13 protein-coding genes are annotated in these 14,348 nt (G+C 65.2%); 7 read left to right on the forward strand and 6 right to left on the reverse strand.

The genetic code is table 11. The features are described 5' to 3' along the window. Positions 1 to 110 precede the first annotated feature (110 nt). A complete protein-coding gene (locus tag Q8S30_RS17820; RefSeq protein ID WP_305667364.1) occupies positions 111 to 1,022 on the forward strand; it encodes a dihydrodipicolinate synthase family protein in 912 nt (303 codons plus the stop codon). Positions 1,023 to 1,058: 36 nt separating this feature from the next. Here the strand turns inward: Q8S30_RS17820 and Q8S30_RS17825 are convergent, their stop codons facing one another. Both Q8S30_RS17825 and Q8S30_RS17830 read right to left on the reverse strand, forming a co-directional pair. Further along, complete coding sequence (locus Q8S30_RS17825) at positions 1,059 to 2,477, reverse strand: FAD-binding oxidoreductase (RefSeq protein ID WP_305667365.1); 1,419 nt, start codon at positions 2,475 to 2,477, stop codon at positions 1,059 to 1,061. Between the two features lie 79 nt (positions 2,478 to 2,556). Then, positions 2,557 to 3,333: an IclR family transcriptional regulator gene (locus Q8S30_RS17830; RefSeq protein WP_305667366.1), complete on the reverse strand. Its 777-nt coding sequence runs from the start codon at positions 3,331 to 3,333 to the stop codon at positions 2,557 to 2,559. 119 nt (positions 3,334 to 3,452) lie between these two features. On the opposite strand from Q8S30_RS17830, the gene Q8S30_RS17835 reads away from it, so the two are divergent. After that, positions 3,453 to 4,976 (forward strand): AMP-binding protein, encoded by a 1,524-nt coding sequence (locus tag Q8S30_RS17835; protein WP_305667367.1) that lies wholly within the window; start codon positions 3,453 to 3,455, stop codon positions 4,974 to 4,976. Between the two features lie 11 nt (positions 4,977 to 4,987). Continuing rightward, a complete protein-coding gene (locus Q8S30_RS17840; RefSeq protein ID WP_305667368.1) occupies positions 4,988 to 5,743 on the forward strand; it encodes an enoyl-CoA hydratase/isomerase family protein in 756 nt (251 codons plus the stop codon). Between the two features lie 52 nt (positions 5,744 to 5,795). Here the strand turns inward: Q8S30_RS17840 and Q8S30_RS17845 are convergent, their stop codons facing one another. Continuing rightward, positions 5,796 to 6,629: a transporter substrate-binding domain-containing protein gene (locus Q8S30_RS17845; protein WP_305667369.1), complete on the reverse strand. Its 834-nt coding sequence runs from the start codon at positions 6,627 to 6,629 to the stop codon at positions 5,796 to 5,798. A gap of 293 nt (positions 6,630 to 6,922) precedes the next feature. On the opposite strand from Q8S30_RS17845, the gene Q8S30_RS17850 reads away from it, so the two are divergent. Genes Q8S30_RS17850 through Q8S30_RS17860 form a run of 3 tightly spaced genes read left to right on the forward strand, consistent with a single transcriptional unit; the run spans position 6,923 to position 9,480 of the window. Continuing rightward, complete coding sequence (locus Q8S30_RS17850; RefSeq protein WP_305667370.1) at positions 6,923 to 7,570, forward strand: amino acid ABC transporter permease; 648 nt, start codon at positions 6,923 to 6,925, stop codon at positions 7,568 to 7,570. An 11-nt stretch (positions 7,571 to 7,581) separates the two neighbouring features. Beyond that, entirely contained in the window at positions 7,582 to 8,328 is a 747-nt protein-coding gene (locus Q8S30_RS17855) for an amino acid ABC transporter ATP-binding protein (protein ID WP_305667371.1), read from the forward strand. Between the two features lie 15 nt (positions 8,329 to 8,343). After that, the gene (locus Q8S30_RS17860; protein ID WP_305667372.1) at positions 8,344 to 9,480 is read left to right on the forward strand and encodes an alpha-hydroxy acid oxidase; all 1,137 of its coding nucleotides are present in this window, start codon (positions 8,344 to 8,346) and stop codon (positions 9,478 to 9,480) included. Between the two features lie 22 nt (positions 9,481 to 9,502). On the opposite strand, the gene Q8S30_RS17865 is transcribed toward Q8S30_RS17860, so the two are convergent. Both Q8S30_RS17865 and Q8S30_RS17870 read right to left on the reverse strand, forming a co-directional pair. Then, positions 9,503 to 11,398 (reverse strand): TRAP transporter large permease subunit, encoded by a 1,896-nt coding sequence (locus Q8S30_RS17865; protein ID WP_305667373.1) that lies wholly within the window; start codon positions 11,396 to 11,398, stop codon positions 9,503 to 9,505. Positions 11,399 to 11,527: 129 nt separating this feature from the next. After that, the gene (locus Q8S30_RS17870) at positions 11,528 to 12,430 is read right to left on the reverse strand and encodes a VOC family protein (RefSeq protein WP_305667374.1); all 903 of its coding nucleotides are present in this window, start codon (positions 12,428 to 12,430) and stop codon (positions 11,528 to 11,530) included. Positions 12,431 to 12,741: 311 nt separating this feature from the next. Here Q8S30_RS17870 and Q8S30_RS17875 point away from each other — a divergent pair, with 311 nt between their 5' ends. Beyond that, positions 12,742 to 13,434, forward strand: coding sequence for a GntR family transcriptional regulator (locus Q8S30_RS17875; RefSeq protein ID WP_305667375.1), 693 nt, complete (start codon positions 12,742 to 12,744; stop codon positions 13,432 to 13,434). A 45-nt stretch (positions 13,435 to 13,479) separates the two neighbouring features. Here the strand turns inward: Q8S30_RS17875 and Q8S30_RS17880 are convergent, their stop codons facing one another. Continuing rightward, a complete protein-coding gene (locus tag Q8S30_RS17880; RefSeq protein ID WP_305667376.1) occupies positions 13,480 to 14,325 on the reverse strand; it encodes an NAD(P)-dependent oxidoreductase in 846 nt (281 codons plus the stop codon). Positions 14,326 to 14,348 lie beyond the last annotated feature (23 nt).

The raw sequence follows: 14,348 nt of genomic DNA on the forward strand, positions 1-14,348 counted from the left end.
GCGGCGGCTTTGGTGATCCCTGAATAAGCGTGATGCCGGGGCCGCGCAATCATGCATCATAGTGCGCTTGATTTTCGTTTACGAAAATTATTAGAGTGGGTGGACCAAGAATGACTGGACCCCACATGCTGACCGATGACCTGCACGGAATTTTCCCCGCCCTGCCGACGCCGCTGACTCCCGCAGGCCGGCCCGATCTGGCGGCGTTGACCGACCTTGTCGAGCGCAACATCGCTGCCGGCGTCACGGGTCTCGTCCCGATGGGCGGCACGGGTGAGTTCACCGCGCTGTCGGACGAGGACCGCATCGCGGTTGTCCGCCGCACGGTCGAGGCGGCCAGGGGCGCGCTGCCGGTCGTGCCGGGTGTGCTGTCCACGGGTTTTGCCGATGCCGTGACGATGGGGCAGGCGTTCCGCGCGGCAGGGGCCGACGCGATCATGCTGGTCACCCCCTTCTATGTGGTGCCGACACAAGAGGGCGTGGCGGAGTATTTCCGCGCCTATCGCAAGGCGGTCGATGCCCCGCTGGTGTATTACGACATCCCGGGCCGGACGGGCTTTTATACGCAGATCGACATGATCGCGGGGCTGGCGGATGATGGCGTCATTATCGGCGCCAAAATCTGCAACACCGATGCGCATTACTTCAACCGTCTGGCGGAGCGGGTCGCGGACAAGATCTCGCTGATGTCGGGCGACGATATGCTCTACGCGATCCACCTGATGCATGGCGCGCGGGGCGGGGTGCTGGCGAGCGCGCCGCTGCTGCCGGGCTACTGGGTGCGCCTGCACGGCACCCTTGCGCGGGGCGAGTTCGCAGAAGGCATCGCGCTGCACCGCAAGCTGCTGCCGGTCTTCGCGGCGCTGTTCAACGAGACCAACCCTGGCCCGCTCAAGGCGATGCTGGCCGCCATGGGGCAGCCGGTCGGGGATGTCGCCTTGCCGCTGCGCGCACCCGGGGCCGCGACCCGCGCGCTGATGGATACGGCGCTGAAGGCGATCCGCGAAGAGCAGCTGGCGTAATGGCCAGGTGACCCGCCCCGGCAAGGGGCGGGCGCTCTACAGAACCGCACCGGGGTTCATCCGCCCTTCCGGGTCGAACAGCCCGCGGATGTCATGCATCATCTGCAGGCGAACCGGATCGGCCCGCTGCGCCAGCTCCTGCCGCAGCTTGCGCCCGATGCCATGCTCGGCCGAGAACGTGCCGCCAAGCGCGCCGACCTCGTCATGCACCAGTTTCATGACCTGCCGGGTCGCGGCGTCCGGATCGGGGAACCGGGCCCATTCGTCATGCGTGAAATGCACGATGAAATGCACATTCCCGTCGCCGATATGCGACACGATCAGGATCTTCGCACCCGGATAGGCGCCCTGCACGGCCCCCCGGCACCGCGCGATCATCCCGGCCAGGCGCGAGGGGCGAACCGCAACGTCATGCGACAGGCTGTGACCGTGGATCTTGTTGGCCTCTGACACCGAATGGCGGATATGCCAGATGCCGGCGGCCTGCGCGTCGGACTGCGCAATGGCCCCATCGATGACAAGGCCGTCCTCGAACCGCTCTGCCAGCCAGTCCTCCAGCCTGCCGCGCAGATCGGCCCCGGGATCTGTCTGGCCAAGCTCGACCAGCAAGGACCATTCGGGGCGCGAGTCCAGCGGGTGCCGTGTGCGCGGAATATGCTGCAGCACCAGATCGACCTGTGTGCCCGACAGCAGTTCCGCCGCCTGCAACCCCGTGTCGAACGCGTCCTGCAAGCCGCTGAGGATCGGGGCCACGGCCTCCAGCCCGGACAGCGCGATCCAGGCATGGGCCGAGGCGTGCAGCACCGGATGCATCCGCAGCGCCGCGCCGGTGACGATGCCCAAGGTGCCCTCGGCCCCGATGAAAAGGTTCTTCAGGTCATATCCGGTGTTGTTCTTGCGCAGGGCCTGAAGGTCGCTGAAAATCCGCCCGTCCGGCAGCACGACCTCGATCCCGCAGACCAGCTCGCGCATGGGGCCGTAGCGCAGGGCGCTGGTGCCGCCGGCATTGGTGGAGACGAGCCCGCCGATCTGGGCCGTGCCCTCGCTGCCAAGGTTCAGCGGCACCCGGCGGCCCACCTCCAGCGCGGCGGCATGAACCGCCGACAGCGTCGCCCCCGCATCGACCAGCATCACGCCCGAGGGTTTGTCGATCTCGCGGATCGCCGCCATGCGCCGCATCGCCACCACGATTGCGCTGCCGTCGCCCGAAGGCTGCGCCCCCTGCGACAGTCCGGTATTGCCACCTTGCGGCACGACGGGGCGCCCCGCGCGTGCGGCAAGGGCCATGACCTCGGCGACCTGCGCCGTGCTCGCCGGCAGCACGACCGCCGCAGCGCTGCCGCTGCCATAGCCGCGCCAGTCCTGCAGGAAGGGCGCCATGCTGGCCGGATCGTGCAGAACATGGCCCGGCCCGGTGATCGCCCTCAGTGCCGCGATAAGGTCTTCTTGCTGCATGGGAGGGCCTTCCTGATCACCGCGCCTTGTCGCAAGGTGCAAGAAGTTTCATTATAATACAATACAAGCTACCGAAAATTCAGGTCGGAATCGCTTGCGACATCGAACGCGTCGCGGCGACCAATGCCGGCACAAAGCGCTGGACCATGGCATCCGCCTGATAGCGGAACCGCGAGGCGCCAAGGCTGACCGCCGCCATGACATTCCCGTCCGCCAGCAGGATCGGCGCCGCGATGGAGATGTCGCCGGGGTAGATCTGCTCTTCGACCATGGCAAAACCATGCTCGCGGACAAAGCGGATGCGGGTCCAGATCCCCTCGCGGTCATAGATGGTCTTGGCGGTGTAGGCGCGCAGGTGAGACCGGTCCAGAACCTCCTCGATCTTCGCATCCTCCAGCATCGACAGCAGCGCGAGGCCGCCCGCGCTGCAATAGGCCGGTAGCCGGCTTCCGACGATGACATCGGTGTCGAGCACGTTGGGCGACAGGTAGCGCGAGAGGTAGATGATCTCTGTATCATCAAGAACCGTCAGGGAAATCGTCTCCTCTGTCGTGCGGTTCAGGTGCGACAGGTAGGGATGGGCGCGCAGCACGACCGGGCTTGACCGCGTGTACTGATAGGCCAGGTTCAGGGTCTTGGGCGTCAGCTCATAGGCCTTGGTGCGGCCGTCCTTGCGCAGGTAGCCAAGGCGCGACAGCGTGTGGGTGAATCGCTGCGTGGCCGACCTGTCCAGCCCGGCCTTGTCGGCAAGTTGGGTCAGCGTCTGGCGCGGATTGGCCGCGTCAAAGGTGGCAAGGATGCGAAAGGCCTTCTCGACCGCCCGAACCATCAGCGGATCGTCCTTCTCATCTGACATCTGCGCCCTCTTCCTTTCCGGGTATGCCCAACTGCACATTGACATTCTGCGCACCTAACCCTCTACTGTCAATAATACTTATCGTAATGCGATAACTTATCTGAAGGACGGAGCATCAGGTGTTCGACTGGGAAGGTTACGGATTTCTGCATCTGGTGGCGGGCTGCGTCCGGGACGAGCCGGACAGGATATATGCATCGGAATTTACCGCGGATGGCCTGATCACCCACCGTCTGGCCGACATCATGGCCCGCGCGGACCGGATTGCGGCAGGTCTTGCTGCGCGCGGCATCCGGAAGGGCGACCGCGTCGCCTGCATGATGGACACGCATAGCGACTACCTCTGCGCCGTGCTGGCCATCGCGCGGCTTGGGGCGATCTGGGTTCCGGTCGGCACGCGGCTGCTGCCGGCCAATCTGGACTACATCTTTGCCGAGGCGGGCGTGCAGCTTGCGCTGGCCGAGACGGGTCTGGCGGATGTGGTGGCAAAGGCGGGGCATCCGGGTGTACCGGTCGTCCTGCGCGACGGCGATCTGGCAGCCTCGCTGGGGGCCGATGCTGCGCCGCCCAAGGTGGACGTCGATCCGTCGGATATCCTGATGATCAGCTTCACCTCCGGCACCACGGGGCGGCCCAAATCCGTGCCCGTGACCCATGCGATGATGCGCTTCGCGGCCGAGGCGGCGGCGCGCTCCTCGCAATCCGAAGCCGGCGATGTGCTCTATGTCTGGGAGCCGTTCCACCATATCGGCGGGGCACAGCTGATCATGCTGCCGCTGATCCGCGACGTGACGCTGGCACTGACCCCGCGGCTGACGGTGTCGGGCTTCTGGGATCAGGTGCGGGCTTGCGGCGCGACCCGCATCCACCATCTGGGCGGCATCTTGCAGATGCTGCTGAAGCAGCCCGCCAGCCCGCGCGACAAGGATCACAAGGTCACCGTCGCCTGGGGCGGGGGCTGCACGGCGGATGTCTGGACGGCGTTCTCGGACCGGTTCGGCGTGCGCATCGTCGAGGGCTACGGCATGACCGAAGCCTCCAGTCTGACCACGGTCAACACCGAAGGGCTGCCCGGTTATATCGGCCGCGCCCTGCCGTGGTTCGACGTGAAGATCCTGGCCGAGGATGGCAGCGAATGCCCGCCCGGCACCCGCGGCGAGATCGTGGTGGAGCCGATCGGGACGGGGAGGGCGGCGCTGTTCACCGGCTACCTCAACTCGGAAGCCGCCACGCGCGATGCGCTGCGCGGCGGGCGCCTGCATACCGGCGACCAAGGCGAGATGGATGCCGAGGGCCGCTTCAAGTTTCACGGCCGGCTGAAGGACACGATCCGCGTGCGCGGCGAGAATGTCTCGGCCTGGGAGGTGGAGCATGTGGTGGAGCAGCATGACGCTGTCGCCGCCTGCGCGGTGATCCCCGTCAAGGCCGAGGTGGGCGAGGCCGATATCAAGTTGTTCATCCAACTGGCCCCCGAAACCGAAGTGACCGCAGCCGATATCTTCACATGGGCTCGCACCCGCCTCGCGCCCCATCAACTGCCGCGTCACATCGCCTTTACCCAAGAATTCGAGCGAACCCCAAGCCAGCGGATCATGAAGCATTTGCTCGATGCATCGCCCTCGGGCGACTGGACCCGCCCCTGAAAGGACCAAAGATGACCGACCATATCCTTGAAGTGATGGAGGGCTCTGTCCTCGTCATCACGCTGAACAAGCCTGCCAAGCTGAACGCCTGGGACAAGCCCATGCGCGACGATCTGGTGACCGCGATCCTGCGCGCATCGAAGAACCCCGAGGTCGAGGCGGTGATCCTGACCGGCGCGGGCGACCGGGCCTTTTGCGCCGGGCAGGACCTGAACGAAGGCAAGAGCTTTGATGCCGACCGGGCCGAGCTGTGGATCGAGGAGTGGCGCACGCTTTACAATGCGATCCGCCGGTTCGAAAAGCCGTTCGTCGCCGCCCTGAACGGGATCGCTGCCGGTTCCGCGTTCCAGGTGTCGCTGCTGGCCGACTTCCGCATCGGCCATGCGATGTCTCGCATGGGTCAGCCCGAGATCAACAACGGCATCGCCAGCGCCACCGGCTTCTGGATCCTGCGCGAGATGCTGGGCCTTGCGCGCGCCATCGACCTTGTGATGACCGGCCGCATCATGGAGGCCGAAGAGTGCCACCGCCTTGGCCTGATCAATCATATCGTGGCGCAGGATCAGGTCATGGCCCGGTCGCTGGAGCTGGCGCGGGATCTCGCGGCCAAGCCCAAGCGCGCCTATGCCTTCAACAAGCAGCGCATCTGCGCGGCGACCCAGTCCGGCTTCGATGAGACCTTCGAGCTTGCCCGCCAGATCCACCGCAAGGCCTTCGAGCTTGGCGAGACACAGGCGCAGATGGCCAAGTTCCTCGACCGCAAATGAAAAAAGGCGCCGGAGAAATCCGGCGCCTTTCCCGTTACGCTGCCTGCGCTGATCAGAACTCGATGCCTTCGGGAATGGCCGAGGTGTCCATCCCGGCAGCCTGGAAGCCGGTGATCAGCAGCGGCACGATGGAGCGGTCGGCGCGCTTCTCTTCACCCCAAGCCTGGATGAAATCCCGCAGGCGGCCATCGCCGTCCTTGCGCAGGCCGGCCGCTGCCGGGATGCCGCGGGCGGGGGTCGGCACGGTGTACCCCGAGAACACGCCCGGCGCGGTCGAGAAGGTCTGCAGGCAGATCGGCAGCTCTTGCAGCAGGTAGTCGGCGCGGCCCGATTGCACCGCCATCACCGCCTCGCTCATTTCCTTCAGCGTCATGACCTTGGCTTCCGGCAGCTCGTCCTTGATGAACTGGGTCTGCGCGGTGCCGGTGACCATGGCAAAGGTCACGTCGGCAGAGTTGTACTCGTCCCAGGTCGCCTTGGTCTCGGCGCCGGTGCCGGCGATGACGCAATCGGTCATCCGGTACAGCGGGCCGGCCATGTCCAGCGCCTTTTTGCGTTCCTCGGTCGCGGTCATGCCGGGGAAGATGTCGATCCGGCCGGCCTGAAGGTCCAGCACGACGCCCTGCCATGTGGTCTCGTGCCATTTCACGGTCAGCGGCTTGCCCATCTCTTCGGACAGGTCGGCGACCATCTGGCGGCAGACGTTCGGCCCGTAGCCTTCATATTCCAGCTCGCTGCCCGTGTAGAACGAGGTCGGCTTGTAGGCATGGATGCCCCCGCACACGACTTCGCCGGTGCGTTCGATCTTGTCCCACAGCGCCTCGCTGAAGGCGGGGGTTGCGGCAGTGAGTGCCAGCGTGGCGATGGCGGCGAATTTCAGCGTCATGTCAGTCTCCCGTCTGGATGGCACGGCGTTGGTCCTCGCCGCTTGACTCAAAGCCTGTTCGCAAGCGGACCTTGGGGCAAGAATATTCTGCAAAAGAGACCAGAAATATTTACATTCAGCCGAAATACGGCCAGTTTCTGGACATATGTTATCGTATTTCGATAACATATTAGGGATATGGCGATGATGTGGCGGTTTTCTTATCTTAACAGTGGCGTTTCGGGATTGCTTGGCTAGGCTGCATCCATCGGTCCTGCGGCACCCTGCCAGACCAACAGCTGTGGAGGTTCAGGATGTATGAGTTTGATTGGTCGGTGGTGCTCGACGCCGAGATGTGGCTGCGCGCAGCGGGCGTGACGATCGCCTATGCTTTCGTCACCGCCGTCGTCGGCCTGCTGCTGGGGGTCGTCCTCGGACTGGTTCTGGTGGCGCGGATCCCGGTGCTGAACATCATCGTCAACCTCTACATCCACGTCTTCCGCTGCACGCCGCTTCTGGTTCAGATCGTGTGGTTCTTCTACGCGCTGCCGATGGTGACCGGCTACACCCTGCCGGACTGGTTTGCGGCCGGGCTGGGGCTGACGCTCTACATGGCGGCCTTCGCGGCCGAGATTTTCCGCGCCGGCGTGATCTCCATCGAGAAGGGGCAGTGGGAGGCGTCGACGGTGCTTGGCTTCGGCTACTTCACCAAGATGCGCTATATCATCTTGCCGCAGGCAACGCGCCGGATGATCCCGCCGATCGTCAGCCAGACGATCCTGCAGCTGAAGAACACCTCGCTGCTGTCGGTCGTGGCGGTGCCCGACATCATGTATGCGGCTGGCGGGCTGACCATGTCGACCTACCGCCCGCTGGAGGTCTATACCTTCGCCGCGCTGCTGTACCTTGTGATCCTGACGCCGGTGACGCTGCTGGCGAACCGCTTCGAAATCAAACACTGACGGGGGCGGACATGATCAAGATCCGGAATCTGCGCAAGAACTTCGGCACGCTGGAAGTGCTGCGGGGCATCGATCTGGATGTGTCGGCTGGCGATGTGGCGGTGCTGATCGGCCCGTCGGGCTGCGGAAAATCCACCCTGCTGCGCTGCCTCAACCTGCTGGAAGAGCCGACCGCGGGCAGGTTGGAGATTGCCGGCCGCAGCCTCGAGTTCGACGGCAAGGCCCGCATCCGCGAGCGTCAGCGGGCAGAGTTCCGGGCGGCGACCGGCATGGTGTTTCAAAGCTTCAACCTGTTCCCGCATATGACGGTGCTGGAAAACGTGATGTCGGGGCCGCTGTTCAACGGCATCTTGGGCAAGAAGGACGCGCGCGATCTGGCGGCGTCGTTGCTGGACCGGGTCGGGCTCGGCCACCGGCTGGGCCTTTATCCGCGGCAGATCTCGGGCGGTCAGTCGCAGCGCGTGGCCATCGCCCGCGCCTTGGCGCTGGACCCCAAGGTTATGCTGTTCGACGAGCCGACATCGGCGCTGGACCCCGAACTTGTCGGCGAGGTGCTGGATGTGATGCAATCGCTCGCCCGCGACGGCACGACCATGATCGTCGTGACGCATGAGATGAGCTTTGCGCGCAACGTCGCCAATCGCGTCGTGTTCCTCGATGGCGGCGTCATCGTGGAAAACGGCCCGCCCGAGCAGGTTCTGGGCGCGCCGAAGGCAGAGCGTCTGCGTACCTTCCTGTCCAAGGTGGAGCATGGCTGACCGTGGTCGACCCGCGTGACGCACGCAGGGTTCCTCGATTTCGACGAGGCCCGCGTTCAGGCGCGGCGGTTCCTGCCGCGAGCGCTGTTCGACTATATCGACCGCGGCACCGAAGCGGAGCTGGCGCTTGATGCGCTCCGCCAAGGGTTCGACCGCTGCCGCGTCGTGCCGCGTGTCCTGCGGCCGGTCGCCGCGCCCGATATCTCGGTCAGCGTCATGGGCCGGCGCTACCCGACGCCGCTGATCGTGGCACCGACCGCGCTTGCCGGGCTGGTGCGCCATGACGGCGAGGTCAAGATCGCACGGGCGGCCGGGGCGGCGGGCGTGCCATTCTGCGCGGCGACGCAATCCTCGACCAGCATCGAGGCTATCGCCGGCAATGCGAGGGCGGCGGAGCTTTGGTTCCAGCTCTACGTCTGGCGCGACCGGGGCGAGACGTGGAAGCTGCTCGATCGGGTCGCCGCGCAGGGCGTGCAGACGCTGGTGCTGACGGTCGACACCCCGGCCTCGCCCAAGAAGATCCACAACCAGCGCAACGGCTTCGGGATCCCCCTGCGCCCCTCGCTTCGCTTGGCGGCCGATCTTGTGCGGCACCCGGGCTGGACGCTTGGCGTCATGGGTCGGTATTGGGCGGGATCGGGGCTGCCCTCCTACGCGAACTATCCGCCCGCGGTCGGCACTCAGGTCACATCGGCGGTCATTGATCCGCGCTTTGCGCTCGATACGATCCTCGATCTCCACTTTGTCGAAGAGCTTCGCCGACGCTGGCCGGGAAAGCTGGTGTTGAAGGGCATTGCACATCCAGACGACGCGAGTGCGGCGTTTGGTGCCGGATGCGACGCGGTCGTTGTGTCCAGTCACGGCGGCCGGAACCATGACAGCGCGGCGACACCGCTGGAGATGCTGCCGGCCATCCGCGCCGCCGTCGGGGCGGAGGCGACGCTGCTGGCAGACAGCGGCGTGCGCCGCGGAAGCGATGTCGCAAAGCTGCTGGCTGCCGGCGCCGATGCCGTGATGCTGGGCCGCGCGCCGCTCTATGGCTTGGCGGCAGAGGGAGAGTCCGGCGTCGAGAAGATGCTGTCGCTGATCGTGGAAGAGCTTCGCGCGTTCCTGATGTTCTCAGGCGTAGAAACCACGTCAGCCTTAGGGTGACGTGGCGCCTGCGCGGTTGAGGCTACCTCGTGCCCGGCAGCCAGAGCACGATGATCGGGAAGGCGATCAGCAGCACGATCTTGATCAGGTCGGCGAGGATGAACGGAGCGACGCCGCGATAGACGTCCGACAGCGAAAGCTCGGGATCGATCGACTTCATAATGAAGAGGTTGAGCCCGAAGGGCGGCGTGATCAGTCCGATCTCAACGATACAGATCGTCAGGATCGCCCACCAGATCGGGTCAAGCCCCATCTGGGTGATCAGCGGCATCAGAACCGGCACGGCGATGATCATGATCGCGATGCTGTCCATCACAGTGCCAAGCACAAGATAGATCATCACGATCATCACGATGATCAGCATCGGCTCTTGCGTGATCGAGGTCATTGCGGTGACCAGCAGATCCGGCAGGCCGGAAATCCCCATCAGGAACGAGAAACTGGCGGCCCCGAAGATAAGCATATAGACCATCGCCACCGTCGTCGTTGTCTCGCGCATGATGGTCCAGATCGTCTCACGCCGGATGGCTCCCTTCAGGAGGCCGATGATGAAGGCGCCGATGACCCCGACAGACGCGGCCTCGACCTCGGTGAAGACCCCGGTATAGATCCCGCCGATGACGGCGCCGATCAGCAGGATGGCCTTCCATGCGCCGAGGAAGGACGCGGCCATGTCACGCAAGCTGGGACGCGTCCCGGCCGGAGCCCAGCTGGGTTTCAGCGAGACGCTGATGAAGATGGCCGCGATATACAGCAGCACGGTCAGCACTGCTGGACCGATGCTGGCGATAAAGAGGGTGCCGATGGATTCCTCGGTCAGCAGGGCATAGAGCACGATGATCGTCGAGGGTGGCACAAGCTGGCCAAGCGTGCCGCCGGCGGCGACCGAGCCAGCCGCAAGCGACCGGCTGTAGTTGCGCGCCGCCATTTCCGGCAGAGCCACCTTGCCGATGGTGGCAGAGGTGGCGAGCGAGGATCCGGTCAGCGCGCCGAACCCGGCAGAGCCAAGGACCGTGGCAATCGCGAGGCCGCCCCGCAGATGCCCGATCATGGCCTGCGCGCAGCGGTAGATCTCACCCGACATGCCGGCGACCGTGGCGAAGGACCCCATCAGCAGGAACAGCGGCAGGACAGCGAGGCTGTCATTGAACAGCATTTCCTGGATCTTATTGCCGAACATCGACAGGCCCGGCCCCGGCCCCAGCAGCAGCACGCTTCCCAGCAGCCCGGCAAGGCCGGTCGCGGCGGCGATCGGGATCGTCAGCAGCACCCCGATCCAGATCAGCCCGAAGCAGACCAGAGCGAGATAGGTCGGGGGCAGATCCAGCAAGGGCTGCGCCAGAGCCACGGCGCCGGGCCAGTTGAAGGCCACTGCCCCGGCCAGAACCGCCAGCACCGCACAGATGGCAATCGCGGCGCGGCGGTTGACCTCGAATGCATCCCACAGCGACCGGGCGACGGGGATCAGCTGGAACGGCACCGACAATCCCACGATGACCGTGGCCGACATCAGGATCGGCCCCAGCGGCAGGCGCAGGACCGAGGTCGCGCTGCCCAGATCGTAGGCCCGCGCGGCGATGGCAAACAACCGCCACGACACCAGCACCAGAAACACCAGCAGCGCCACGGCCCCCAGCACCCGAAGCCAAGCATAGACGGTCTTGGGCATCACGGACTGGGCGGCGTCGATCGAGATGTTTACCCGGCCCATCACACCTGCCGGAAGACAGGCCGCGACCCCAAGCGCCATCAGCGGCTGCGTGATCTCGTTCAGCCCGCGGATCGGGCTGTTGAAGCCCACCCTCAGCAGGACATCCGCCACGGTGAACACAGCCACGGCGATAATGCCGATGACCCCCAACGCGGCAACGCGCTCTGTCACCGCCAAGGCTGTACGGTCGAGCCGGTCAAGGTTCATGGTCCTCTCCTCCGAAGGTCCGTTCCGACAAGGCAACGCCGGGGCGGCGTTGCAGGCTGTTAGGGGGCAGACACAGGCCAGACCGGGACAGGCGCCCTCCACGGCGCCCATCCCGACCCTGCTTGCGCCTCAGAGCGCCATGAACGGGTGGAAGTGCTGGCGCCATTCCAGCGGTGCCGGAGAGCCCCAGACATTCATCTCGCGCACGTTGCCGGGGCGCGCCAGATTGGTGATGATCCGCGGCTCGAAATACTGCTCGTCCGCGATGCAGGCCATCGGCCCGGAACACTCGACCATCGCGCCGCTGGCATCGAGGTAATAGGCGTAGGTGTTGTCCCCCGGGCGGTGCCGGCCCGGGCCCCACAGGACCTGCCGGTCCTTGCCGTCGAGAAGGTCGCCCAGACGGCAATACATGTTGAACTCGACAAATTCGAACGAGTAGTGGTGGATCCCCGGCGCGTGGCTTTTGACCAGCCCCAGAATGTGGTGCTGACGGTTGCCGCCATAGAACCAGGCCAGCGAATCGTCCACCAGCTTCTCGGCCAGGCGCAGATCGCCGATCATCTTCAGCTGGGTCTGCGTCGCCAGCGGATCGGGTGTCAGCAGGTTGATATGGTCCAGCCGCCGCGGGCCGACGCCGAGGGTGTCGTAGCGCGGCTTGAATATCGCATCGCGGATCGGGCTGTGGATTTCGAAGCGCAGCCCCTCGGGCGTGGTGAAGGTGACGCCGGCATCCATGCAGTCCAGGCTGGGCGCGTCATCGACGATGGTGCAGCCGGCCGCCTCGATGCGTGACGCGGCGGTTTTGACATCTTCGGCCGTCAGCGCTTCGAGCCCGATGGTGTGGGCCGAGTTTTCCTCGGCCTCCACCACCACCAGCTCGGCCATGCGACCGTTTGACGACAGCCAGACCTGATTGCCGGTTTCGCGCGTGACGCGCAGGCCGAGCACTTCGGTCGAGTCCTTGACCAAGGCCTCCACGTCCTTGGCGTTGATTTTCAGATGCCCTGCAGCGTGAACGATCTGGGCCATAGCTTTCCTCCGGGATGGGCAAGTGAACCAGCAACCTATAGCGCGCGGGCAGTGGCAACTCAAGTAATTTCGAAATAGTTGAGTATTGCGAAAAAGCGAGAGCGGAGCATGGGGGATGGGGGTTGCAGGCTGCCAGCACGCCTCAACAAGCGGTATTTCTGCTGTCGCGATACACGCGCGGCATGTCGGCTCTGATTTCTCCGCTATATGCGAAAATCGTTGGTTTTACGAAACTTCACTCTCGATACGTGCTATGTTAGAAGTTGGCGAGGATCGCAGTCCCTCTTGGGGCCATAAGAGAGTAGGCGAGCATGAAAATCAAAGGGGAGACCCGCGCCGGCGACGTGTTGATGCGCATCCGGGACGACATCCTGACCTGCCGTCTGACGCCGGGCGAAAAGCTGCGGTTCGAGGCGCTGAAGGATCGCTACGAGGTCAGCTTTTCCACACTGCGTGAGGCGCTGTCGCGGCTGACCGAGGAAGGGCTTGTCCTGTCGGAAGGTCAGCGCGGCTTCGCCGTGGCGCCGGTTTCGGTGGCGGATCTGCAGGATCTGACCAATGCGCGGGTGCTTCTGGACCGCGAGCTGATGCGCCTGTCCATGCAATACGGCGACGATGCCTGGGAGGCCGGCGTTCTGGCCATCTATCACCGGATGGAGCGCCTGCAGGAACGGCTTGGCGAGAATTACTCCCTCGATGACGAATGGGGCGCACTGCACAGCAAGTTCCACATGTCGCTGGTCGCCGCCTCGCGCTCGCCGCTGCTGCTCGAGATGCGGCAGAAGCTGTTCGACCGGGCGCTGCGCTATCGCCGGATGTCCTCGCAGTTCCGCACCAGCTGGCGGCCCAAGGATGCCGAGCACAAGGCGATCCGCGATGCCGTGCTGGACCGCTCGCCGCTGGCGCTGGACCTGATCGAACGCCACATCCGCGAGACGACCGAGAATGTGCTGACCTTCGCGGGCCACCTCTTCCCCGCAGAATCGACCGCGCAGGCCGCCTGACAGCGGGCACCCGGGCGGGACCAGTCCCGCCCGGGTGCCAATGCTTCAGCCCGCCACGCCCTCGGGCAGGGCCCGCGCCGCGCTCCAATGCTGGTGGACGCGGCCATTGGCCTCGACCGTGTCGGTGATCGCCAGCGCCAGATCCTGGACCGAGATGCCCGCCGGCTGCCCGTCCTCGACCGGCAACGTGTCAATCGTGGTGCGATAGGTGCCCGTCACCTCTGGCTGGCCCAGCAACCAGGGCGGTGAGACAAAGCTCCATCGGAAGCTGCGATCACAGTCGAAGAACTCGAGCTGTGCCCGCCCGCCCATGCCCTTGCCGAAGATCTTGTCGATCTCGCTGTACCAGCCCTCGATCACCTCGCCGGTGAAGTTGGCATAGCGGTCCTTGGTGGGGTCGGCGAGGATCGCCTCGCGTTGCGCGGCCATTTCCTTGAAGGCGGGCATCCCGCCGCTGAGCTTGTAGAGCCGCGCCCAATGCTCCGGCCCGGCCGCGTTGAAGAACCAGTGCGGCCAGCCCGGGTCCTCGAACATCTGAAAACCGCGCGGGGTCCAGAGGCTGGAGGCGCCGCCCACGTTCAGGAAATAGGCCTCGGGGATCACCTCCTTGAAGGCGCGCTTGATCCGCCAGGCAGCCTCGACCAGCTGCATGTAGCCCGGATAGCTGTTGTCCTTGGGTGCGAAGGCCACGACCAGCGACTCATGCCCCGCCAGCGCCTCGCGCAGCTGATCGAACTTGAAGATATCCGCCTGCGCGCGGGTCAGACCCGGATGGTCCGGCACGCTGCCCGGGTTGCGGGCAATGGCGGTGACGGCATGGCCGCGGTCCAGTAGCAGGCCCGTGACGAGGCTGCCGATGGTGCCGGTCGCGCCGATGACTGCGATTTTCAAGGTCTTCTCCTCCGTTCCTGCCT

Origin of the sequence: Frigidibacter sp., assembly GCF_030695035.1 — a bacterium.
Classification (GTDB): Bacteria; Pseudomonadota; Alphaproteobacteria; order Rhodobacterales; family Rhodobacteraceae; genus Frigidibacter.

Bases quoted from the DNA above. Each gene is read 5' to 3' on its own strand.
- Q8S30_RS17865 (WP_305667373.1), bottom strand. From the start codon at position 11,398: ATGAACCTTGACCGGCTCGACCGTACAGCCTTGGCGGTGACAGAGCGC.
- Q8S30_RS17870 (WP_305667374.1), bottom strand. From the start codon at position 12,430: ATGGCCCAGATCGTTCACGCTGCAGGGCATCTGAAAATCAACGCCAAG.
- Q8S30_RS17820 (WP_305667364.1), top strand. From the start codon at position 111: ATGACTGGACCCCACATGCTGACCGATGACCTGCACGGAATTTTCCCC.
- Q8S30_RS17830 (WP_305667366.1), bottom strand. From the start codon at position 3,333: ATGTCAGATGAGAAGGACGATCCGCTGATGGTTCGGGCGGTCGAGAAG.
- Q8S30_RS17855 (WP_305667371.1), top strand. From the start codon at position 7,582: ATGATCAAGATCCGGAATCTGCGCAAGAACTTCGGCACGCTGGAAGTG.
- Q8S30_RS17875 (WP_305667375.1), top strand. From the start codon at position 12,742: ATGAAAATCAAAGGGGAGACCCGCGCCGGCGACGTGTTGATGCGCATC.
- Q8S30_RS17845 (WP_305667369.1), bottom strand. From the start codon at position 6,629: ATGACGCTGAAATTCGCCGCCATCGCCACGCTGGCACTCACTGCCGCA.
- Q8S30_RS17840 (WP_305667368.1), top strand. From the start codon at position 4,988: ATGACCGACCATATCCTTGAAGTGATGGAGGGCTCTGTCCTCGTCATC.
- Q8S30_RS17825 (WP_305667365.1), bottom strand. From the start codon at position 2,477: ATGCAGCAAGAAGACCTTATCGCGGCACTGAGGGCGATCACCGGGCCG.
- Q8S30_RS17850 (WP_305667370.1), top strand. From the start codon at position 6,923: ATGTATGAGTTTGATTGGTCGGTGGTGCTCGACGCCGAGATGTGGCTG.